The sequence below is a fragment of the Nocardia sp. NPDC101769 genome (genome assembly GCF_044766925.1).
GTDB lineage: Bacteria > Actinomycetota > Actinomycetes > Mycobacteriales > Mycobacteriaceae > Nocardia.
Map to the genome: position 1 here is coordinate 60,049 of NZ_JBIWMX010000007.1, position 22,211 is coordinate 82,259.

A 22,211-nucleotide genomic window follows, 5' to 3' on the forward strand; every position below is an offset into this window, starting at 1 on the left:
TGTTCCGTGCGGCGCGGTGCCTAGTTGGCGACGCCGCAGCCGGAGCCGGTCGGCAGGCCGGTGCCGACCTGGATGTCGACGTACGGGAAGACGTCCTGGCCGTCGGGGCGGTGCTGCCAGACCTGCAGGCGGTGCGGTCCGGCGGTGACGGGCGTCCATCGGGTCTGGGCCAGCGAGCCGGAGGGGGTGGCGTAGGCGAAGGGAACCCCGTTGTCGTAGAAGACGACCGGGGTGACCGGGTCGTCGACGATGCCGTCGATGTCGTAGCTGCAACCGGTGCCGTAGTTGGTGGCCGAGCCGAAGCTGATGCCCGGGTCGATGCCGACCCGGGTCGCGGTCGCGCCGGCGGGCGCGGCCAGTCCGGCGACGGTCGCGAGCGTGGCGCAGCCGATCGCGGCGGCGGTGGTCCTGATGATCGTGCCCCTCATGGTTCGGTCCTCATCGGTGACGCCGGAGCCTGATGCACCGGCACGATGCCTCGATCCTCGCGCCCGGATCCCGGCCATGGGCGGCATTCCCGCAAACCGGTGGACGGGTGTCGCCGCGCGTCGCGGCGGATGGGTCGTATGCCCTGGCCGCGGAACGGTCCTATGCTTGGCTGCGATGTTGTGAGCGCCGGGAGAGGGAGGCGCGGATGGGCCGAATTCCGACGACGGTCGGGTTGGTATCTGGGGCAGGACTGGTCGCCAGGTTCGGGAATGTGATCATTCTCCTGCACGGTGAAAGTCCGTCCACGGAACGGATCATCGGTGCGGCAGAGACCGCGGCGAGCGCCGCGGATCCCGGTGTGGCGATTGCGCAGCGGCTGGCGGCGACCGTGTTCACCAGCAGTTCCGCGCAGCCACCGGCCTTCGGTGTGGTCGCACCGACGGCGGACGGGATCCTGATCCTGCTGCGCGGCGCGGTGACGGCCGCGGTCGACGGCCCGGAAGGCGCCCGCGTGCTGTCCGGCGAACGCGCCATGACCTGGGCCGACGAGATCGTGCGCGATCCGGTGCGGCGGCTCACAGTGGTCGCCGACGGCATGGGCAGCGAACTTCCGCACACCGATCTGCGTGCCGGAGTCGTGGTAGGCGGCGGTTTCGTCCTGCACGCCCCGGTCTCGGGACTGACGGCCCCGCGCGCCACCGAGACCCCGCCGAAAGCCGCGCCGGAGTCCCCGCCGGTCGCCGACCTCACCCGCCGGGCCCCTACCCCGACGCCCTCCCATATGCGTTTCTCGGGACCCTTCCCGGCCCCGGAATCCGCTGCCGGACAGCAGGTTTCCCCCAAGCCGCCGGAGCCCGCGGTCGAACCCGTGAATCCCCGCAATGCCGCCACGACTCCGGCTCCGGGCTCACGGCTCGCGGGTGACTCCGGTTCGGATCAGCCTGCGGAGGCGCTCGACAAGCGGGTGCGGATCGAGGCGCAGGCCGACTCCGGACCCGATTCCGGCCGTCCGGCCCGGCGAGAAGATCGCCCCACCCCCGAGGATCAACCGCCGACGGCGGCGTACACCGCGGACGCCGAGGACATCGGCGAGCCGGAAACCCGCGCCGCCGCCGGTCCGCAGCCGCCCACCACCTCCGCCATGGCCGCGGCGGGTGGGGCGCTCACCAGTACCGAGGGCGCGGTGTATCCGCTGGATCGGCCGTATGTGATCGGGCGGGACCCGATGATCGACGAGGCGGTGCGGCGGGCGGTGGCCTCGCCCATCGTGATCGCGCGGGATCGGCATGTGTCGCGGGTGCACGCGCGGGTGTTCATCGAGAACGGCCTGGTGTACGTGCGGGACGCGGGAACGCCGGGCGGGACCTTCGTGGCGGCTCCCGGCGCGGCGGACTGGGTTCGGGTGGGGCAGCGGCCGACGGAGTTGAAGGCGGGGTGGAGTCTGCGCATCGGCGAGCGGATTCTCACCTATCGCACGGCCCAGGCAGCCCCGTAGGTCGCAGTGCCGACGAGGTGGCTACCGCGCAGCCGGCACCCCGCTACTGCAAGGGAGACCAGTCCCCTCGCTGCAGGGTGTGCCGGGCCGCCCCGGGTATCGCCTTCCGGGCGCGGACGGCCTGCTGGGCGGCGGCCACATCGGCGGGGTGATGGCCGAGCACGATCGCCCCGACCGCGCGGTCGCCGGAAATGACCAGCCGCCGATAGGACCGCCGGGGCGATTCGTCCACCACGATCACCTCGTCGCGCTGTCCCGGCTCGACCTGCCCGATGCTGAACAGCTCCAGGCCGACTCCCTTGAGGATGGTGGCGGGCGTCTCCGCGGTCAGCACCTGATCGCCGCCGAGCGCATTCACGGCTGCGGCCTGCGCCTGTTCGGCGGCGATGGGCCACAGGCCGAGCACGCGGTCGCGATGTTCGGCCACGTCTCCGGCCGCGTACACGTGCGGCGCGGCGGTACACATGCGGTCGTCCACGAGAATGCCCCGCCGGACCGGGATTCCGGCGCGGGCGGCCAGGTCGGTATTGGGGCGGATGCCGGTGGCGGTGAGGAATACCTCGCACGGCAGGACCGTCCCGTCCTTCAGGACCACGGCCCGGACCGGATCGGAGTCCGGGCCGGGCCCGCGCTGCCCACCGGGTGCGACCGCCCGGGAATCGCCGGTCAGCGCGGCGGTCTCGGCTCGGTGCCGGACCTCGATCCCGGCCCGGGTGAAGTGGTCCAGCACGATGGCCGATGCCCGCGGATCGAGCTGCTTGCCGAGCAGCCGCGGCCCGCGTTCCAGCACCGTGACGCGTAATCCCAACTGGTGCAGGGCATATGCGGCCTCGAGACCGAGCAGACCGCCGCCCGCGACCACGGCGCGGACGCAGGACCGCTGCTGGGCGTAGGCGCGGATGTTCATGGCGTCCCCCGCCTCGCGGAGCACGAAGCTGCCGGGCCGGCGCAGTCCGGCGATCTCGGGCAGCGCGGCGGACGCACCCGTTGCGAGGATGAGCCGGTCGTAGGGCAGCACGTCGCCGGTGCCGAGGTGGACGCGCTGCGACCGCGGATCCAGGTGTGTGGCAAGGGTATTGAGCCACGGCGTGATGCGGTGTTCCTCGTACCACGCTTCGGGCAGCAGGTGCAGGCCCTGCATGGCGGACCGGCCGGGTATGAGGCGGGAGATTCCCATCCGGTTGTAGAAGTCGTGGGATTCCCGGCCGACCAGGTGGATTTCGCAGTCGGGGTGGCCGCGACGCAGGAAGTCGGCGGCGGTGACGCCCGCGATGCCGGTGCCGATGACGACCAGGCTCATCAGGGTGCGATCGAAGTGGACGGGGCGGTCGCCGCTGCCGTGCCCGGGTTCCGGGGTGAGCGAGACCCGGACGCCGCCGCCGTTCACGCGGGCGCAGCACGCCATGCGGGTGTTGTCGGCGAAACCCAACCGCCGCAGCGTGTTTCGCTCGTCTCCGGTCGGATCGCACAGCTGCTCGGCACCCTCGAGGATCGCGACCGGGTCGGCGCCGCAGACGCCCATGCGACAGCCCGACTCCAATGGCAGGTTGGCCTGTTCGGCGAGGTCGAGCAGGCTCACGCCGAGTTCGGCGGCCACGGTCCGGCCGTCGAAGTCCACCGAAGCCGCTGGGGCGGCGGCGTTGCCGGGAACGGCGCGCGGTCGCGGAAAGGGCAGCAGCACAGGCGCGGTGCGCGCGCCGGTGCTCAGCGCGTACTGGAGTTCGCTGACCCGGGTGCGGGCCAGGAACAGCAGGGTAGCCGCCAGCACGGCGAGGCTGATCGGCCAGCGCAGCCAGGCCACGCCCCCGATACCGGTGACGGTGGTGAACGCGCCGATCAGCACCGGCCCCGCGAACCAGTAGAAGCCATTGAGCGCCACGCTCGCGTAGACCGCCGACAGCATGGCCGGGCTCACGCCGGTCAGGGCCTCGACGGCGAAGTAGACGCCCACCGCGACCAGCAGGATCAGGCCCAGCGTCAGATACCGTTGCGGCACAGGCACTCCCGGGTATCCGGCCAGCACCATGAACCCGAGCACGAATCCGGGCAGCGCGGCGGCGAACAGTTTGCGCGGCGCGCTCCAGCCGCGGTCCGAATCGGCCATATCGGCCTGGTAGGCGGCGCGTGGCTTGAAGTCGAAGCAGTTCTTGGCGCAGCCGACGCATGGGCGGCAGTGATTGTTGGCGATGGTGACGAACGGTGTCTGCCCGTAGGCGCGCTGCAGCGGGAACAGCGGGCAGATGCTACTGCACCAGCCGCTCTTGCCCTTGAACACGACACCTCCGGTGAATGCGGCCAGCAGCACCGCGGACAGCACGAGGCCCGTGGCCATGCCGCTGCGGTCCAGGCCCGCGAGGCGCGATCCGGCGATGCCGAAGAACAGGGCGACCGCGATCAGATAGCCGCGCTGCTGCAGCCACGCCGGCGGCGTGAGCGCGCGGGTGAAGCGGAACAGCCGCGGCAGCTGATTGGTGGCGGCCAGCGGACAGGTGTTGCGCCACAGGCCCGGTGCGATGAGGAACAGTCCGGGCAACAGCGGGACGACGATCTTGAAGAAGACGAACAGCCCGCCCGCGGGCCGCACGAACAGCGCGACGATGAGCGCCAGGTAGGCGGTGATGCTCAGGAAGCGCGCCGCCTGCCAGACCGGCAACGGTATCCGGCTCGGCAGTTCGGTGAAGGCGGGGAACAGGTTTCGCTCGCCGGACGGGTCGAGGCCGAGGATCCGGTTGGCGAGGGCCACCCAGCGCGCGGGTGTCGGCTCGCCGCCGGGCGGGCGGGGTATCGCGCCCGACGGCCCGAGCACGGTCTCAGAGGGGTCGTGCTCGTCCGGTTCGCCGGTCGGGGTGTGCAGCACCAGGATCTCGCTGCGGCCCAGGCGCACCACGTCACCGGTGACGAGTTCCCGCCGCCCGGTCAGGGCCACGCCGTTGACGGTGGTGCCGTTGCGGCTGCCCAGGTCGACCACGGACAGCGCCGTCGGGGTGGGCACCAACCGCAGGTGCTGCCGCGAGACCCCGCCGTCGGCCAGCACCTCGTGGCTGCCATCGCGCCCGAAGACGATGGGCCCGTCGAGCAGGCGCCGCCGCGCGGGCCGTCCCCACTCCCGGATTTCGATGACCGGCCGCCCCGCCATGTTCCCGCCCCTTTCCGGCGCAGTCGTCGATCTCGCTGCGCTCGTGCGTATATCGCCGGAATCCCGGTTCACCATTACCGTCGCGGCGTGCCTCGAGGTCAGGCGCGCTCCCGGAGCAGCTGGACCCGCAGATAGCGGTACCGCTTACCGACCCGACGGCAGCCGACGGCCAGGGCCGATCCGACCGCGACACCGCCTGCGGCGCACACGATCACGGCAGGCAGAGTGGGTTCGCGTCCGAGCAGCACCCACGCCGCCCCGACCGCCGCGATCCCGAGCAGTCCCGTGCTGACGGCCAGCCCTGCGGTCGCGGCGAAGCGGGCGCTGCCGCGCCGTAGCGTGCGGGCGTTCGACTCGGCGTATGCGGCGGCGAACAGCAGGAGCAGCAGGATTCCGATGGCCGTCGCGGTGGTCGTGGCCCGCTGCCGCGTCCGCACCCCGAACCGATAGGTGGCAATCTCGGAACCCGCACGGGACAGCGACAATTCGCCGGTCAGCCGGCCCGCGAGCACGTACTGGTTCACCGGCGCGGACAACTCCCCCGACCCACCCGGCAACGCCGCACCCTGTCCCCCCGCCCGCACACCCAGCACATCCACCGACAGCTTCGCCTCATCGGCGTCCGCCCCGCTGACAGTGATCGGCACCGGCTTGGACAGATCGAGATCCACGGTCCCCGAGACGGGATCCACCCCGTCGATCCGAATCATCCCCGCGGGCGGCACATTCCGCCCCGGCGCACCCACCCCGAGCACCGCGGCCACCCCGGTCGCCGCCACCAACAACGCCGCCACCAGCAACGGCACCCGAGGCGACGGCAGCGTGACCACCCGCTGCACCGGCACCAGCTCCGCCCGATCCACCTCCGCCAACCGCACCACACCACGCTGAATCGGCTCACGCGGCCGTATCCGCTCCATCGGCGCGGAAGCCCCGGGCCCGAGACCCCCACCCTGTCCGGGATCCTGCCCCGGCTCGAAGCCTCCAACCACCCCAGAACCTCCACGTGGTCCTGGACCTCCACCCGGCTCGAAACCTCCGCCCGGTCGCGGACCGCTTCCATGCCCGAATCCGGCTGGGCCACTGCTGAACCCGTGTCCGGCGGGCATTCCGCCTGCACCCTGTCGCTGGGGCGCAGCGGGCCCGCCGTGCGAGGCGGGTGCCGGCACGCCTCGGTCGGCTCGCCGTGTCGGTTCCGAGCGGGGGTCGGCGGGTGGCGGCGCCGCGCTACCCGGCCCCGCGCTCGGGCTCGAGGGCGATCCGTGCGATGTGGCGGACCCGCCGGGGACGCGGCGAAGCTCTTCCCGGGACATCGAGTCGGCGGTGGGTGTGTCCGGCGGGTGGTGTGGGCGAATCGGTTGCGGCGGAGGCGTGATCGGCCCGGAGCCGTGGTCGCGGGTCACCGCACCGGGTGGTGGGGCCATTGCACCGGGTGGCGGGGTGTAGGGATCGTGGGAGCCGGGTCTCGGCGGTGGGGCCTGTGGAGTGAAGGGGCCGGGGGTACGCGGGCCGCGGGCGCTGCCGGTGGCGGCGGCCACGATGGTGTCCGCGCCGATGACCGGGATGCCCACGGGGGTGAGCCAATTCGCGCCCCAGAAGTGGGCGGCGGGCTCGGCGATGGCGACACCGAAGGTTTCGGCGGTGTCGTAGCGGTCGGCGGGGTCGGAGGCCAGGCCGCGCATGACCGCCTCGGCTATGGGCTCGGGGACGAACGGGGCCACCTCGGTCAGGGGGATCGGGTCGCCGTAGGCGTGGGCGAAGAGCAGGGACAGGGCGTCGGGGCCGGGCGGAAAGGGCAGTACGCCGGAGAGCAGCTGGTAGAGCATGGTGGCCAGGGAGTAGACGTCGGTAGCGGGTGAAAGTCCTTGGCCGCGCACCTGTTCCGGCGCGATGTAGGAGGGCGTGCCGATGATCTCGCCCGCCCGCGTCACCAGCGTGTCCGCGCCGCCGACGATCTTGGCGATGCCGAAATCGGTGAGCTTGAGTGCGCCATTGGCCGCGAACATGAGGTTGGACGGCTTCACATCCCGGTGCAGGATGCCGCTGCGATGCGCGGCGTCGAGCCCGGCCGCGCACGACAGCGCGACCGCCACCGCCGCAGTCGCCTCGAATCCCGTTGTGATGAAACGATTCTCGACGGTTCCGCCGGGCAGGTACTCCAGCACCAGCAGGCACAGGTCGTCGTGCTCGATGTAGTCGTAGACCGGCGCCACGTGCGGGTGGTCGAGCCCCGCCATCATCCGCGCCTCGGCGACGAACCGCCGCCGCACCTGCATATCGTCGGCGAACTGCGGCGGAATCTGCTTGATCGCGACCCGCCGCTGCAAGCCGCGATGCACGCCGGCCAGCACCACCCCGCAGCCGCCACGCCCGATCTGCCCGCCGACCTCGTACCCCGCCAGCGCCGCCCGCACCCGGGCCAGCTCGGTATTGCCGGTATTCGCCACGCTCATCGGCCCGCGCCCTCCGGCCGGAAGCCCGGTCCGCCGGGCCCGCTGCGCAGTGTCGGCTCGTCCCCCGGATCCGCCGCCCGGTCTCCCGGTCCGGGGTCGTTCTTTCCACCGGCGGGATCCCGCCCGATCGTCGGATCCCCGAGCCCGGCCCCGGACCGCGGCCGCTGCACCCCGCCGGGATATCCCACCGTCGAATCAGCGACGCCCGCCGCCGAATACCGGAATCCTTCGCCGCCCGGTGTACTGACCGCCGGCGGCCCACCCGACCCCGTCATACGTGGGCTGGTTCCGGCCTGCGTCTCGGACAGACTCCCCGAGTCCGGCGGATCCGTTGCCGCAGTGCTGCTTTCAGCGATCTCGGGCAGCATGGCCGACGCCAGCGGCCCACCGCCCGGATACCGGCCGTCCCCGATACCCGGATGCGCGATGCGGGTCGTCTCTCCACTCGGGTAACCGCCGGGAATCGGGCCGGACGCGGGTCCGCCCGGGAAGACCCGCATCGCGCCCCGGATCCCAGCGGGACCGACCTGCGGCGCGGCCTCTTCGTGACCAGGCCCGTCGGACGGGTGATACGGCACGAACTCCGTTGCGCCGGAGTCTGGTTGAGCACGGCCATCGAGGTTCGGGTAGGTGCCGCCCGGGATTCCCACCGCACCGAGGTCGCGGAAGGTGCCGCCATAGGGCGGATTGGGACGCGCCGCGGCAGCATTGGCGTCGAGTTCCTTCGCGGCGGCGAGATCTTCGGGGTCGAGGCCGAGATCGTCGGACTGCCGCGGGGTGGGCGAGAGGTAACCGGCCACGAAGAACAGGGCGGCGGTGGCACCCGCCAGGGCGAGCCACAGGGCGGTGCCGGGTACCCACCAGCGCGCCACCGAGCCGGTGAACCCTATCATCAGGCCGATGCCGAGGCCGGGCGCGAGCAGGCGCAGGCCGCGCTGCCAGCGATTGGCCGAGAGGCGGTGGCGCGCAACGGTCAGGGCCGCGTCGACAATGGCCAGGGCGGTCAGGACCGCGATGATGATGCCGAACAGCCCGTACACCGACGCGAGCGAACCGCGCACATCGACGACAGTGTGCACGGCGGTGAGCGGCCTGCCGTCCGCGCCGATGAGCGTGAGGTCGGAGCCGATGAGCCCGGTCGCCTGCCCGTCCAGCCCGGCCGGATCCAACCGGTAGGTGAGCTTCTCGGTCCTGCCCGCCGCGACCGTCAATTCGACTGTCGTGGAATACGAATAGAAGTTCAGGCCGAGCACGTGGCCGGCGAGGTCGACCCGCCGCACCGACACCGGACTCGCGGTCCCATTGGTCACCTCGACGACGACCTGCGCCACCCGCCTCGGATCCAGGCGCACCGGATTCCCGGCATTGGCACCGGCAATGGCCCGGCCGTCGAGGGTCGCGGTCGCGCTCACTCCGGCGGCGGCGCGGGCGGGTCCGGCCACGAAGACGACCGCCACGACCACGAGGGCGACCATGAGCAGGGCGCCGACCACGGTCCCGCCGATCGCCCGGTGGCCGCGGACACGAGTGACCGGCCGCGATTCCCCCTCGGCGCCAACAGGTCCGGCGGGTAGCTCGGCGGCCGGCCAGCCATCGTCCCAGCCGGTATCGCGTTCCCACCGGACGCATCGGTCACTCGCGCACCGGAATTCCGGCAAGCTGGGCGGCTGCACCTGGTGCGGCGCGGGCGTGCGACTGGTCATCGGGGCCTCCGTGCCGGGAGATGGGAGATCAAGCGGTGGCCGTAGAACCAGCCGCCGACGAGCAGGAAGAAGAGCAGCACCGTCATCGTCGCCGCGCCGCCGCCGACCTGGCTGACGAGCACGATGTCCAAGGGCGCGACCAGCTTTCGCCCGCACTCGGCGGTCACCTCGTGCTGGCCGATATCGGTGGCGCCGGTGGCGAGCGTGGCCGCGAAGCCGCCATCGGCCCGGGCCGTGGTGTCGGCGGCGGTGGACCCGCCGATCGACAGCTTCACCTCCGCACCGGGATCACAGCCGGTGCCGCTGGCCTGCACCGGCGCCCCCGGCGCCACCGCGGGCGGCTCGAGGGAAAGCCCTGGCGTCTGTGCGGGAACAGGAGTGGTCGAGGCGGGCGGCGTGGCTTCCGAACTCGGCGGAACCGCCTGGGTGGTGGTCGGCGGCGGCGCGGCTGGCGTCAGCACCGGCGTGGTCGGCACCGGATAGGGTTGCGGCTGCGGCTGATTCCCGCCCGGCGTGGTGCCAGGAGGTACGACGGCAGAGACGCAAGTTCCGTTCGCGGCCTTGACCGAACCGTCCGGACAATACTGCGGCTGCGCAGACGGACACACCCCGCTCGACGGCTCGACCGAACCATCGGGGCAATACTGCGGCTGCGCCGACGGGCACACCCCGCTGGAGGGCTTCACCGAGCCATCCGGGCAATACTGCGGCTGAGCGGACGGACAGACTCCGCTCGCGGGTTTCACCGAGCCATCCGGGCAATACCGCGGCTGCGCCGACGGACACACCCCGCTCGCAGGTTTCACCGAACCGTCCGGGCAGTACTGCCGCTGGGTGCAGGTGGTCCAGCCGCAGCCGGTGTCGCCGCCGCTGTCGCACGAGTCGCCGCACTGGCCGCCGGGATTCGTCTTGCCGCTGCCGTGGCCGGGCGGGCCGTCGTGGGTGCCGGGGCAATCGGTGTAGGTGCAGTCGTTGCCCGGCTGCTGGGTGGTGACCGGCGGCGGATTCACCGTGGTGGGAGGAACTTTCACCGGTGCGCGCTGCTGCGGCGCCGGGACGGAGACGGTGGTGAGCGGAACGGGTTGGGTGGCACCCGGATTCGCCCAGCCGATGCCGGTCGGAAGCGCGAGCGCGATGGCCGCCACGAACAGCAGAACAAGGTGTAGGGTCCGGGGTGAAAGTCTCACCGCGCGGGCCAGTTTCGCATGCCGGTCCCCACCGGCATGCCGAGCAGAATGCGCACCTGTCTTCATTCGGCGTGACCTCGCTTGTTCGATGGTAAGGCCATCCACGCCCCCGCTGCCCTGTCTATCGCGGTAGTGATCACCCGCGTTCACACCCGAGACCGACCAGTCCGCTGGCTCGCGTGTTTCGCGCCCTACGATGCGGGTACCGACTGGGACGCCCCATCGCGCCGGAGAGGACAATCGGGACCATGCATCGTGCCGCGCCGAAGAGCGATATCGACGAGTCCGCGCTGACCGTCACCGCGCCGAAGACCGAGGCCGCGGGCGTCAAAGCGGTCACCGTCGCACTGGAGCGCGCCGTCGAGGAGATGGGTGTGGTGCGCACCGCGCGCACGCTGGCCCGGGTGAATCAGCGGCACGGGTTCGACTGTCCGGGGTGCGCCTGGCCGGAACCGACCGGTCGGCGCCGACCCGCGGAGTTCTGTGAGAACGGCGCCAAGGCCGTCGCCGAGGAGGCGACCCTGCGCACCGTCACGCCGGCGTTCTTCGCCGCGCACTCCCTCGAGGACCTGGCAGGCAAGTCCGGCTACTGGCTCGGCCAGCAGGGCCGCCTCACTCACCCGATGGTGCTGCGCGAGGGCGACACCCACTACTCCCCGATCGGCTGGGACGAGGCCTACCGGCTCATCGCCGACACCCTGCGCGGCCTGGACTCGCCCGACGAGGCCGTCTTCTACACCTCCGGCCGCACCGCCAACGAGACGGCGTTCCTCTACCAGTTGCTGGTCCGCAGCTTCGGCACCAACAACCTGCCCGACTGCTCCAATATGTGCCACGAATCCTCGGGCACCGCGCTCACCGGCTCGATCGGCATCGGCAAGGGCTCGGTGACCATCGACGACTTCTCGAAGGCCGACCTCATCATCGTGGCCGGGCAGAACCCCGGCACCAACCATCCGCGCATGCTGTCCGCGCTCGGCGAGGCGAAGGCGCACGGGGCCACCGTGATCGCGGTCAACCCGCTACCGGAGACCGGTCTCATCGGCTTCAAGGACCCGCAGACCGTCAAGGGCTTCACCGGCGGCATCACCATTGCCGACGATTTCCTGCAGATCCGCCTCGGCGGCGACATGGCCCTGTTCCAGGGCCTGGCAAAGCTGCTGTTCGAGGCCGAGGACCGAGCGCCCGGCACGGTCGTGGACCGCGCCTTCGTCGATACGCACACCGCGAGCTTCGCCGAATACGAAAAGCACATGCGCGCGGTCGATCTCGGCATTGTCGAGCAGGCCACCGGCCTCAGCCGCGCGGACCTGGACCGCACCGCGAAGCTGCTGGCCGAATCCAAGGCCACCATCGTCTGCTGGGCCATGGGCCTCACCCAGCAGGTACACGGCGTCGCCACCATCGAGGAGGCCACCAACCTGCTGCTGCTGCGCGGCATGATCGGCAAGCCCGGCGCGGGCGTGTGCCCGGTGCGCGGCCACTCCAATGTGCAGGGCGACCGCACCATGGGCATCTGGGAGAAGATGCCCGACGCCTTCCTCGATGCCCTGGACCGTGAATTCGGCATCACCAGCCCGCGCGAACACGGCTGGGACACCGTCAATGCCATCCGGGCCATGCGCGACGGCCGGGGCACGGTGTTCTTCGGCATGGGCGGCAACTTCGTCTCCGCCACCCCCGACACCGAGGTCACCGAGGCCGCACTGCGCAATTGCGCACTGACCGTGCAGGTGTCGACCAAACTCAACCGCAGCCATGTGGTGCACGGGCGCACCGCCCTGATCCTGCCCACCCTGGGCCGCACCGACGCGGACCTGCAGGACGGCGTGCGCCAGCAGGTTTCGGTCGAGGACTCGATGTCCATGGTGCACCTGTCCACCGGTCGGCTGGACCCGGTGAGCGACCAGCTGCGCAGCGAGGTCGCAATCGTGTGCGAGCTGGCCGAGGCCGTGTTCGGTCCGGGCCACTCCGTGCCGTGGGGCGAGTTCCGGCGCGACTACGACAGGATCCGCGACGCCATCGCCCGGGTGGTACCCGGCTGCGCCGACTACAACCGGAAGGTGCGCGGCCGCAACGGCTTCCAGCTCCCGCACCCGCCGCGCGACGCCCGCGAATTCCGGACCGCCACCGGCAAGGCCAATTTCGCCGTCAACGACCTGCACTGGCTGCCGGTCCCCGAGGGCCGGCTCATCCTGCAGACCCTGCGCAGCCACGACCAGTACAACACCACCATCTACGGCCTGGACGACCGCTACCGCGGCATCCACAACGGGCGGCGCGTGGTGCTGGTCCATCCGGAGGACATCGCCGCCCTCGGTTTCGCCGAGGACGATCTGGTGGACGTCATTTCCGAGTTCGACGACGGCACCGAACGCAGCGTGACCGGCTTCCGCCTGGTCGCCTACCCGACCCCGCGTGGCAATGCCGCCGCCTACTACCCCGAGACCAACCCCCTGATCCCGCTGGACCATGTCGCCCGGCGTTCCAATACGCCCGTCTCCAAGGCGGTCACCATCCGCCTGGAACGCCACACCCACACGATCGCATGAGCAGGGTCACCGCGCGCCGCCGCACACTGCGCATCTCCCCCAGCGGCACCGTCACCCGGCCCGACACCCTGGCCGTGGAGGAACCGCTCGAAATCCGCATGGGCGGGCAGTCGCTGACGATCACCATGCGCACCCCCGGCGCGGATATCGACCTCGTGCACGGCTTCCTCTATGCCGAGGGCATCATCGACACGGCCGCGGACATCGTCAGTGCCCGCTACTGCGCCGGCACCGACGAGAACGGGCAGAACACCTACAACGTGCTGGACATCCAGCTCCGGACCCCGGTCCCGGCGCAGCCCAGGCCCTTTCTGACCAACAGTTCGTGCGGACTGTGCGGCAAGACCGCCCTCGACGAGGTCCGCACCCGGATCCGGCACGCCATACCCGCGGATTCGCTCCGCGTCGACGTGCACACCCTCGCCAAGCTGCCCGACGAACTGCGTTCCCGCCAGCAGGTTTTCGACGCCACCGGCGGGCTGCACGCGGCGGGCCTGTTCACCCCCGAGGGCGAGGCGCTGGCCGTGCGCGAGGACATCGGCCGCCACAATGCCGTGGACAAGCTGATCGGCTGGGCGATCCGCGAGAATCGGCTCCCCGCACACGATCTCGTTCTCATGGTCAGCGGCCGGGCCTCCTTCGAGCTGGTGCAGAAGGCCATCATGGCGGGCATTCCGGTCATGGGCGCGGTGTCCGCCCCCAGCTCACTGGCCGTGGATCTCGCCGCCGACGCCGGCCTCACCCTGGTCGGCTTCCTGCGCGGCGAAACCATGAACGTATACACCGGTGAGGACCGCCTCGCGATGTGATCGGCCCGTTCCACAGGGTGAGGCAGCGGGGTTCTTTTGCGCGTTCCGGCTGTTACTCTCCGCAATAGAACACGTTTCAATTCTTGATGGGAGTCATCCATGGCAGCGCAGCCCCGCGATGTGGTCGAGCAGTACGTGAAGCTGGTGGCCACCGGGCCCACGTCGGCGATCGTGGACCTGTACGCCGAGGACGCGGTGATCGAGGATCCGATCGGGACGCCGGAGCGCCGCGGCCACGAGGCCATCGGCGAGATGTACAAGGCCCTGGAGAACCTCGACCGCGAGACCGAACTGCACACCGTCAAGGTGGCGGGCAACAAGGTGGCGGCGTCCTTCACCCTCGTCACCGTGTCCAACGGGCACCGCATGACCCTCTCGCCCATCGACGTGATGGAACTGAACGACGAGGGCAAGATCATCAGCATGAAGGCCTACTGGGGCCCGGACGACATGAAGATGGAGCAGATCTGACCCACGGGGGTTGTCCCCTCCCGCTCCCCGAATTACGGTGTCAGCACAGTGATTCGGCGAGGGCGGGAGGGCCTGTGCGGATCTCGTTGCGCGGCACCGGTGACGGTGTGCGGGTCAGCATGCGGCTGGAGATCAACCGGCGGCGCTGGATCGCCCTGCTCATCATGCTCGGCGTGCTCACCGCCACGGGCGTGATCACCGGCCTGTGGGCCGTCGTGGCACCCGAATCGTTCTACACCAGCTTCCCCGGATTCGGCCTGCACTGGGTGCGCGCCGACGGCCCGTACAACCATCACCTGGCCGGTGACGTGGGGGCCTTCTTCCTGGCCCTGGGCGCCATCTCCGGCGCCGCGCTCTACTACCGCGACAGCGTCATCGCGCGCGTCAGCGGACTGGGCTGGCTGGTTTTCGGCGTGCCGCATTTCACCTACCACGCCTTCCACCGCCCGGCGACGCTGAGCGGACTCAACTTCACCCTCGAACTGCTGGCGGCACTGGCCATGCCTGCCCTCGGCCTGGCCATTCTGCTGGTCGCCCCGCGCGAACGCTTCCCGGTCCCCGAGCCCGCCCCCTTCACCTTCAAATTCCCTCGCCGCTGACCTCACCCGCCGCGAAATTCTTCTGCCCCGATGCCGATGAAATCCAGGACGTCGCCCCGTCGTAACAGGTGACCCGACCACACCGATTTCTGGAGTAACGGAGTAAAGGTTCAACGGCGAACCACGGAGGATCAACGGCGATTCTCGCAACGGGCGCGATCGGCTCCACCGACCGTCACCGACTCCCTGGCTTTCCGGAAACGGACAGCCCACAGCAGAACACGCACGGAACTGTCGGCCACCGAGTTCGTCACCCTCGACGGTGTCTGTCGAGCACCGGGTGGGCCGGAGGAAGGTTTCGCGCACGGCGGCTGGACCGCACCCTACGGCGACGAAGCATCCGGCGAATTCACGGTCTCGATCTTCGAGCGAGTCGACGCCTTCCTCCTGGGTCGGCGCACCTACGAGATCTTCGCGAACTACTGGCCGAACCACGACATACCCGGCCACCCATAGCGAGCAAGCTCAACCAGCTCCCCGAGTACATACCGACCAGCACTCTCGAGCAGGCCGACTGGTCCAGCACCGCACTCCTCCGCGGTCAGGTCCACCATCGGCGGAACTCCGCAGGCATGCAGGCGGCCGCGTGGCGAGAGAACGAAACCGGCTCCGCGAGAGGGATTCTCGCGGAGCCGGATTCTTTGCTTGTGGAAGGGCCTTACGCCGACTTCTCGCGGCGCTCCGGGGTCTGGCGCTTGCGCGGGACGATCGTTGGGAGGACGTTGTCGTTCACCGTGTCGGCATTGACGACCACCTTGGCGACATCGTCGCGGCTGGGGATGTCGTACATGACCGGGAGGAGCACCTCCTCCATGATGGCGCGCAGGCCGCGGGCGCCGGTGCCGCGCAGGATCGCCTGATCCGCAACGGCTTCCAGGGCGTCCTGGGTGAACTCCAGATCCACGCCGTCCATTTCGAACAGGCGCACGTACTGCTTCACCAGGGCGTTCTTCGGCTCACCCAGGATACGGACCAGCGAGTCCTTGTCCAGGTTGGTGACCGAGGCGACGACGGGGAGGCGGCCGATGAACTCGGGGATCAGACCGAACTTGATCAGATCCTCGGGCATCACGTCGGCGAAGTGATCAGCGGTGTCGATCTCGGCCTTGGACCGGACCTCCGCGCCGAAACCGATGCCGCGCTTGCCGACTCGATCCTGGACGATCTTCTCCAGACCGGCGAACGCGCCCGCCACGATGAACAGCACATTGGTGGTGTCGATCTGGATGAACTCCTGGTGCGGGTGCTTGCGGCCGCCCTGCGGCGGCACCGACGCCTGCGTGCCCTCCAGGATCTTCAGCAGCGCCTGCTGCACGCCCTCACCGGACACGTCACGGGTGATGGACGGGTTCTCCGACTTGCGGGCGATCTTGTCGACCTCGTCGATGTAGATGATGCCGGTCTCGGCGCGCTTCACGTCGTAGTCGGCGGCCTGGATCAGCTTCAGCAGGATGTTCTCGACGTCCTCGCCGACATAGCCGGCCTCGGTGAGCGCGGTGGCGTCCGCGATGGCGAACGGCACGTTCAGCATCTTGGCCAGCGTCTGCGCCAGATAGGTCTTGCCACAGCCTGTCGGGCCGAGCATGAGGATGTTGGACTTGGCCAACTCGACCGGTTCACCCCGGGAGTCGCGACCCTTGTCGCCGGCCTGAATCCGCTTGTAGTGGTTGTAAACCGCCACTGCGAGGGTTCGTTTCGCGGCGTCCTGCCCGATCACGTACTGCTCCAGGAAATCCCGGATTTCCGCGGGTTTGGGCAATTCGTCGAGCTTGACCTCGCTGGATTCGGCGAGCTCTTCCTCGATGATCTCATTGCAGAGGTCGATGCACTCGTCGCAGATGTACACCCCCGGTCCCGCAATGAGCTTCTTGACCTGCTTCTGGCTCTTTCCGCAGAAAGAGCACTTCAACAGATCGCCGCCATCACCGATGCGCGCCATCTCCTGGGTCCCTACTTCCTTGTCCGCGTGCAACCGTCTGTCCCCGGCTGCCGGCGAGCTGCCTTCTTCGAGCGTAAGCCGTGACCCCTGAGTTTGCGGATCCGGCAATTCGGCTGTGTGTATCCAAAAGCTTGTGTGTATCCAAAAGCTGTGTTGGATGCAGAGGCAGAGCCGACAACCACGAGCAAAGGTCCCTAGAGTGACCGTACCCGCTTCGGCTGACCGAGGTCGACAACTTGGGCACGTTTCTCGCCGGACATGTGCGTGGACTCACCCCTGCCGGGGTGGCGGGGACGCCTGGGACACACAGAACCCCGCCACCCGCCCAGCTCACTTCTGGGCGCTGAGCTTGCGGTACGCGAAGACCTGGTCGACGATCCCGTATTCCTGCGCCTCGTCTGCGGTCAGGATCTTGTCCCGGTCGGTGTCCTTGCGGATGGTGTCCGCGTCCTTGCCGGTGTGGCGCGCCAGCGTGGTCTCCATGAGGCGACGCATGCGCTCGATCTCGGCGGCCTGGATCTCGAGGTCGGAGACCTGGCCCTGGATGCCGCCCGAGGTCGACGGCTGGTGGATCAGGACACGGGCGTTGGGCAGCGCGGCACGCTTGCCGGGGGCGCCGGCGGCGAGCAGCACGGCCGCGGCCGAGGCGGCCTGGCCCAGGCAGACGGTGGCGACGTCGGCGCGCACGTACTGCATGGTGTCGTAGATGGCCATCAGCGCGGTGAAGGAACCACCGGGCGAGTTGATGTACATGGTGATGTCGCGGTCCGGGTCCATCGACTCGAGCACCAGCAGCTGAGCCATGATGTCGTTGGCCGACACATCGTCAACCTGGTTGCCCAGGAAGATGATCCGCTCCTCGAAGAGCTTGTTGTACGGGTCCGAGACCTTCTGGCCGAAGCTGGTCTGCTCGGTGAACTGCGGCAGGATGTAGCGCGACTGAGGCAGGCTGCCGGCGGCGGCGAAGGTGATGCCCGCGGCCCGCGGATCGATCATGTTGGACATACGCGTCACTCCAAAGTCTGTGTGATGGGCTGCGGAACTATTTGCTGCTGCTGCCGTTCGCCTGGCTCGCGTGGGTGATCACGTGGTCGATGAACCCGTAGTCGAGCGCCTCGGCGGCCGTGAACCAGCGGTCGCGGTCGGCGTCGGCGGTCACCTGCTCGACGGACTTGCCGGTGTGCAGCGACTGCAGTTCGTTGAGTTCCCGCTTGGTGTAGGCGAACTGCTCGGCCTGGATGGCGATGTCCGCGGCGGAACCGCCCAGACCGGCGGAGGGCTGGTGCATCATGATCCGCGCGTGCGGCAGCGCGTACCGCTTGCCCTTGGCGCCGGCGGCGAGCAGGAACTGGCCCATGGAGGCGGCCAGGCCCATGCCATACGTCGCGACGTCGCATTCGGCGAACTGCATGGTGTCGTAGATGGCCATGCCCGCCGTCACCGAACCGCCCGGGGAGTTGATGTACAGCGAGATGTCCTTCGTCGGGTCCTCGGCCGACAGCAGCAGGATCTGCGCGCACAGCTTGTTGGCGATGTCGTCGTCGACCTGAGTGCCCAGGAAGATGATGCGCTCGCGCAGCAGGCGCTCGTACACCGAATCACTGAGGTTCAGACCAGCAGTCGCGGATGTCATGCGCACCCCTGCCTGATGAATTGTCACGGATACCTGCCCTCTCTCAACGGCTCGGTTAACAAGCCCCTACTGATTCGCTGACACAAACCCTAACGAAGCAGGGCGGCACCGAACTCCCGGTACCGCCCTGCTTCGCTCACAGCGCAAACTTACGTCAACACCTCACGTTCCCGCGTCTGGGGTTCTCGGGGTGTCACCCGAGACCCCGGACACCGGGGCGTCGGCATCTATTACTCGGCCTCGGCCTCGGCGGCCTCGGTCGCGTCGGCGACGGTGGCGAGCTCCTCGGCGGAAACCTCCTCGGCCTCCGCGGCCGGGTTGCCGAACATCTCGGCGGTGTCCACGACGTTGCCGGCGGTGTCGGTGACGGCGGCCTGAACCACGACGCCGGCGAGGGCCTTACCGCGGCGCACGTCCGCGAAGACCGCGCCCAGCTGACCGGCCTGCTGGATCTGCTGGATGAACTGATCGGGCGACATGCCGTAGCGCTGCGCCTGGAAAATGATCCGCTCGTACAGCTCGTCCTGGCCGACCTGGGTGTTCTCGGCCTCGGCGACCGCGTCCAGCAGCAGCTGGGTCTTGACCGACTTCTCGGCGGCTTCCTTGGTGTCCTTCTTGAACTCCTCGAGGGAGGAGCCCTGGGCCTCGAGGGCCTCGGCCAGCTTGGCCTCGTCGTGGTCGAAGCCGTGGACGGCGTCGTGCTCGACGGCGTCGACCTCGGCCTTGACGACACCCTCCGGCAGCGGGATCTCGATGGTCTCGAGCAGGTGCTCGAGCACCTTGTCGCGGATCTCGCCGGCCTGCTGGACCTTCTTGACGCGCTCGACGCGGGTCTTCAGGTCTTCCTTCAGCTCGTCGATGGTGTCGAATTCGCTTGCCAGCTGGGCGAACTCGTCGTCGGCCTCGGGCAGCTCGCGCTCCTTGACCGACTGCACGGTCACGGTGATGACCGCTTCCTTGTCGGCGTGCTCGCCGGCGACCAGCTTGGAGGTGAAGTCCTTGGACTCGCCCTCCTTCAGGCCGATCAGGGCCTCGTCCAGGCCCTCGATGAGCTGGCCGGAGCCGACCTCGTGGGACAGGCCGGTGGTGGAGGCCTCCTCGACGGTCTCGCCGTCGACGGTGGCGGACAGGTCGATGGAGACGAAGTCGCCGTTCTCGATGGCACGCTCGACCGACTTCAGTGTGCCGAAGCGCTGACGCAGCGACTGCAGCTGCTCGTCGATGTCCTCGTCGGTGATCTCGATCGGGTCGACCGAGACGGCGATGGAGGAGAACTCCGGCAGGGTGATCTCCGGGCGGATGTCGACCTCGGCGGTGAAGGCCAGCTCCTCGCCGTCCTCGATCTTGGTGATCTCGATTTCCGGCTGGCCGATGACCTTGGCCTCGGTGGCGATGACGGCCTCGCTGTAGCGCTTGGGCAGCACATCGTTGACGACCTGCTCCAGAACGGCGCCGCGGCCGATACGGGCCTCGAGAAGCTTGGCCGGCGCCTTGCCCGGACGGAAGCCCGGGATCCGGACCTGCTGCGCGAGAGCCTTGTACGCGCGGTCGAAGTCCGGCTTCAGCTCCTCGAAGGGCACCTCGACATTGATGCGGACCCGAGTCGGGCTCAGCTGCTCGACGGTGCTCTTCACGGACATGCTCCTTGTTCGTAGTTCATGGTTGACGTCTAGGTTCCCCCCGAACGCATCCCGACCAGGTTAGTTGACGGCCCCACGGGCCGTGTAACCGGTCACTGCACGGGGCATCGCGACGCCGGTCGGTCGACCGGTCGTCCTGGTACCCGCGGGTTCTCTCAGCTACCGACTTTGACGGCGTCGGTGACGAAGACCAGCGTCTCGTACGGTTTCATGCCGCGGCCGCCCGCGCCGTAGCCCAGGTTGGGCGGGACGATGAGCAGCCGGCGCGCGCCCTGCTGGACGCCGACCAGGCCCTGGTCCCAGCCCTTGATGACCTTGCCCGCGCCGAGCGGCAGATCGAAGGGCTCGCCGCGGGTGAAGGAACTGTCGAGGACCTTCTTGTCCGACCAGGTGACCAGCGTGTAATTCATGGTCAGCTCGTCGCCTGCCTTGGCGGCAGGGCCGCTGCCCGCGACCAGGTCCTTGACGATGAGCTGCTTGGGCGGGTCGCAGTCGTCCGGGATGGTGATCTTGGGAGCTTGGCCGAAGCCGCCGTCGACCTTGATGTCGTCGGCGGTGCACTCGCGGCCCTTGCTCTGGGTCGTCGTGGTGGCGGCCGCGCTGGTCGCGGCGGTGGCCGTGGTGGTCGACGCCGCCTTGTTGTCACTGCTGCTGCCGCAACCCGCGGCCAGCACCGTGGCGGCCGCGACCGCACCGATCACACCGACCTTGCCCACCAAGCGCATTCCCGCTCCTGTCCGTCCGGTCCGGATTGCCGCAGAGATTGCGACGCCGCGCCGAACCTACACGGCGGGGTCGGTATTCGCCGGGGAGGGCACGGCCGCGCGGGTCTCGGCGGTGCCGACGCTACCGGCCCGAGACCAGCAACGCGTACTGCGCCACCGCCATCCGGTGCACCTTCTCCTCGGTCGCGCCGGAGACCAGTGCCAGGTAGCGCCCGTCCAGCACGAGGCAGGAGTATTGCCGGTCGGGCACTCGGGGATCGGGGTCGGGGTCCCGCAGACAGACCGCGTCGGGTACGCCGTCCGGCGCGCGCACGGCGGCCCCGTTCGCGGTCGGTTCGGACAGCCGTGTCAGCGCGTGCCGGGCGGCGACGGCATCGGGAAAGCGAAGCAGCCGAGCGTGATCCGTGACGGCGATGCCCTCGACGGGGATGCGTACGGCGTCGCCGGGCCGATTGATCCACGGATCGGCGGCGACGGGCCCGTACGCGATCCCGGTCGCGCGCCGGTATCCGCCCCAACCCGCGATGAGCCCGTGCTCGTCCTGGAACAACTCGGGGTAGGGCCATTGCCCGGGTGCCGCGGGCAGCAGGCGGCTCAGCATGCCGTCCGGGTCGAGCGGTAGTGCCGCCAACGCCTCGACCGGTGTGGGCACGAAGGCGTCCAGTCGCGGCAGTTCGGCGTCGAAGGCCTTTTCGGCCAGGGCCTGCAACGCGGCCCGATCGGTGGTCGGATTGGTGACGTACAGGGTCACCACGTACGGGCCGTGCGCGAGGGTGGCGGCGAGCGTCGGCTCGTAGGTGCGCCAATGCCCGTGGGTCGCAAAGTATTCGGTGAACGGGACGACGACATTGTCGCGGTTGACGGCGAAGTCGCGCGAATCGATCTGCTCGGCCGCGTCGATGGCCGTCATATTGTCCCGCATGCGCAGGACCGTGATGCGCACCGATCGCGACGTACCGATCCGGGGAATTCCGCTCGCATCGTCGGTGCCGCCGATGCTGAATCCCGCCAGCATCCCGTGCGCGGCCAGGGTCTCGCGGGTGGCGTCCGCGAGGATGCCGACCGCGTCCGCCGGTGTCGGCACCGGGATGGCCGACGTCCGGGACAGCGCCGGGTCGAACGTGCGCGGTGCGACGACGGCGTCGGCCATCCGCACCGATTCCTGCAGGCGGCCATAGGCTTCCCCGGCGTCCCGGGGTGCGGACAGGGGACGGCCACTGTAGCCACCGAGATCGAGACTTCCCAGTTCCGGTGTCATCGGCCGCGGCGCACCCGCGATCGCGCAGGCGCTCACCAGCACCGCGACCGAGACCATCGACGACCGTCCGGCGTAACCGCGCCGGACTAACGGATCAGATCGGCGCATCCAGCCACCCCGGTCCTAGCAGTTCGGGCCCGGTGGCGGATGACCTATTGCCGTGTACTGGGCGAAGTTTCGCG

16 protein-coding genes are annotated in these 22,211 nt (G+C 69.6%); 5 read left to right on the top strand and 11 right to left on the bottom strand.

Annotated features, from left to right (window positions below):
* Window positions 1-20: 20 nt before the first annotated feature.
* Window positions 21-428, bottom strand: coding sequence for a hypothetical protein (locus ACIRRA_RS14020; RefSeq protein ID WP_402767278.1), 408 nt, complete (start codon window positions 426-428; stop codon window positions 21-23).
* A gap of 272 nt (window positions 429-700) precedes the next feature.
* On the opposite strand from ACIRRA_RS14020, the gene ACIRRA_RS14025 reads away from it, so the two are divergent.
* Window positions 701-1,924 (top strand): FHA domain-containing protein, encoded by a 1,224-nt coding sequence (locus ACIRRA_RS14025; protein WP_402767280.1) that lies wholly within the window; start codon window positions 701-703, stop codon window positions 1,922-1,924.
* Between the two features lie 43 nt (window positions 1,925-1,967).
* Here ACIRRA_RS14025 and ACIRRA_RS14030 read toward each other — a convergent pair whose 3' ends face one another.
* From ACIRRA_RS14030 to ACIRRA_RS14045, 4 genes are all read right to left on the bottom strand, one after another.
* Window positions 1,968-5,060, bottom strand: a complete 3,093-nt coding sequence (locus ACIRRA_RS14030; protein WP_402767281.1) for an FAD-dependent oxidoreductase — start codon at window positions 5,058-5,060, stop codon at window positions 1,968-1,970.
* A 98-nt stretch (window positions 5,061-5,158) separates the two neighbouring features.
* The gene (locus tag ACIRRA_RS14035) at window positions 5,159-7,513 is read right to left on the bottom strand and encodes a protein kinase (RefSeq protein WP_402767283.1); all 2,355 of its coding nucleotides are present in this window, start codon (window positions 7,511-7,513) and stop codon (window positions 5,159-5,161) included.
* Window positions 7,510-9,216 (bottom strand): hypothetical protein, encoded by a 1,707-nt coding sequence (locus tag ACIRRA_RS14040; RefSeq protein ID WP_402767285.1) that lies wholly within the window; start codon window positions 9,214-9,216, stop codon window positions 7,510-7,512. Before ACIRRA_RS14040 ends, ACIRRA_RS14035 begins: the two co-directional genes overlap by 4 nt.
* The gene (locus ACIRRA_RS14045; RefSeq protein ID WP_402767287.1) at window positions 9,213-10,361 is read right to left on the bottom strand and encodes a hypothetical protein; all 1,149 of its coding nucleotides are present in this window, start codon (window positions 10,359-10,361) and stop codon (window positions 9,213-9,215) included. The genes ACIRRA_RS14040 and ACIRRA_RS14045 overlap by 4 nt, the downstream gene beginning before the upstream one ends.
* Window positions 10,362-10,651: 290 nt before the next feature.
* Between ACIRRA_RS14045 and ACIRRA_RS14050 the strand changes: the two genes are divergently transcribed.
* From ACIRRA_RS14050 to ACIRRA_RS14065, 4 genes are all read left to right on the top strand, one after another.
* Window positions 10,652-12,955: an FdhF/YdeP family oxidoreductase gene (locus tag ACIRRA_RS14050; protein WP_402767289.1), complete on the top strand. Its 2,304-nt coding sequence runs from the start codon at window positions 10,652-10,654 to the stop codon at window positions 12,953-12,955.
* Window positions 12,952-13,764: a formate dehydrogenase accessory sulfurtransferase FdhD gene (fdhD, locus tag ACIRRA_RS14055; protein WP_402767291.1), complete on the top strand. Its 813-nt coding sequence runs from the start codon at window positions 12,952-12,954 to the stop codon at window positions 13,762-13,764. The genes ACIRRA_RS14050 and fdhD overlap by 4 nt, the downstream gene beginning before the upstream one ends.
* Before the next feature lie 99 nt (window positions 13,765-13,863).
* A complete protein-coding gene (locus ACIRRA_RS14060; protein ID WP_379382552.1) occupies window positions 13,864-14,235 on the top strand; it encodes a nuclear transport factor 2 family protein in 372 nt (123 codons plus the stop codon).
* 74 nt (window positions 14,236-14,309) lie between these two features.
* Window positions 14,310-14,834 (top strand): hypothetical protein, encoded by a 525-nt coding sequence (locus tag ACIRRA_RS14065; RefSeq protein WP_402767293.1) that lies wholly within the window; start codon window positions 14,310-14,312, stop codon window positions 14,832-14,834.
* A 658-nt stretch (window positions 14,835-15,492) separates the two neighbouring features.
* Here ACIRRA_RS14065 and clpX read toward each other — a convergent pair.
* From clpX to ACIRRA_RS14095, 6 genes are all read right to left on the bottom strand, one after another.
* Window positions 15,493-16,773, bottom strand: a complete 1,281-nt coding sequence (gene clpX / locus ACIRRA_RS14070; protein ID WP_357006134.1) for an ATP-dependent Clp protease ATP-binding subunit ClpX — start codon at window positions 16,771-16,773, stop codon at window positions 15,493-15,495.
* Between the two features lie 330 nt (window positions 16,774-17,103).
* Entirely contained in the window at window positions 17,104-17,778 is a 675-nt protein-coding gene (locus tag ACIRRA_RS14075) for an ATP-dependent Clp protease proteolytic subunit (RefSeq protein WP_402767295.1), read from the bottom strand.
* A gap of 37 nt (window positions 17,779-17,815) precedes the next feature.
* Entirely contained in the window at window positions 17,816-18,406 is a 591-nt protein-coding gene (locus ACIRRA_RS14080; protein ID WP_402767297.1) for an ATP-dependent Clp protease proteolytic subunit, read from the bottom strand.
* A 230-nt stretch (window positions 18,407-18,636) separates the two neighbouring features.
* Entirely contained in the window at window positions 18,637-20,040 is a 1,404-nt protein-coding gene (gene tig, locus ACIRRA_RS14085; protein WP_402767299.1) for a trigger factor, read from the bottom strand.
* Between the two features lie 161 nt (window positions 20,041-20,201).
* Window positions 20,202-20,771 carry an FKBP-type peptidyl-prolyl cis-trans isomerase gene (locus tag ACIRRA_RS14090; protein WP_402767301.1) on the bottom strand — a complete coding sequence of 190 codons (570 nt, stop codon included), beginning with the start codon at window positions 20,769-20,771 and terminating at the stop codon, window positions 20,202-20,204.
* 121 nt (window positions 20,772-20,892) lie between these two features.
* Window positions 20,893-22,086 (bottom strand): hypothetical protein, encoded by a 1,194-nt coding sequence (locus tag ACIRRA_RS14095; protein WP_402767303.1) that lies wholly within the window; start codon window positions 22,084-22,086, stop codon window positions 20,893-20,895.
* Between the last annotated feature and the right edge of the window lie 125 nt (window positions 22,087-22,211).

What these genes read in the sequence shown, in the direction of transcription:
- ACIRRA_RS14020 (WP_402767278.1), bottom strand. Translation starts at nt 428, where the DNA reads ATGAGGGGCACGATCATCAGGACCACCGCCGCCGCGATCGGCTGCGCC.
- ACIRRA_RS14030 (WP_402767281.1), bottom strand. Translation starts at nt 5,060, where the DNA reads ATGGCGGGGCGGCCGGTCATCGAAATCCGGGAGTGGGGACGGCCCGCG.
- ACIRRA_RS14035 (WP_402767283.1), bottom strand. Translation starts at nt 7,513, where the DNA reads ATGAGCGTGGCGAATACCGGCAATACCGAGCTGGCCCGGGTGCGGGCG.
- ACIRRA_RS14040 (WP_402767285.1), bottom strand. Translation starts at nt 9,216, where the DNA reads ATGACCAGTCGCACGCCCGCGCCGCACCAGGTGCAGCCGCCCAGCTTG.
- ACIRRA_RS14050 (WP_402767289.1), top strand. Translation starts at nt 10,652, where the DNA reads ATGCATCGTGCCGCGCCGAAGAGCGATATCGACGAGTCCGCGCTGACC.
- fdhD (WP_402767291.1), top strand. Translation starts at nt 12,952, where the DNA reads ATGAGCAGGGTCACCGCGCGCCGCCGCACACTGCGCATCTCCCCCAGC.
- ACIRRA_RS14060 (WP_379382552.1), top strand. Translation starts at nt 13,864, where the DNA reads ATGGCAGCGCAGCCCCGCGATGTGGTCGAGCAGTACGTGAAGCTGGTG.
- clpX (WP_357006134.1), bottom strand. Translation starts at nt 16,773, where the DNA reads ATGGCGCGCATCGGTGATGGCGGCGATCTGTTGAAGTGCTCTTTCTGC.
- ACIRRA_RS14075 (WP_402767295.1), bottom strand. Translation starts at nt 17,778, where the DNA reads ATGTCCAACATGATCGATCCGCGGGCCGCGGGCATCACCTTCGCCGCC.
- ACIRRA_RS14080 (WP_402767297.1), bottom strand. Translation starts at nt 18,406, where the DNA reads ATGACATCCGCGACTGCTGGTCTGAACCTCAGTGATTCGGTGTACGAG.
- ACIRRA_RS14090 (WP_402767301.1), bottom strand. Translation starts at nt 20,771, where the DNA reads ATGCGCTTGGTGGGCAAGGTCGGTGTGATCGGTGCGGTCGCGGCCGCC.
- ACIRRA_RS14095 (WP_402767303.1), bottom strand. Translation starts at nt 22,086, where the DNA reads ATGGTCTCGGTCGCGGTGCTGGTGAGCGCCTGCGCGATCGCGGGTGCG.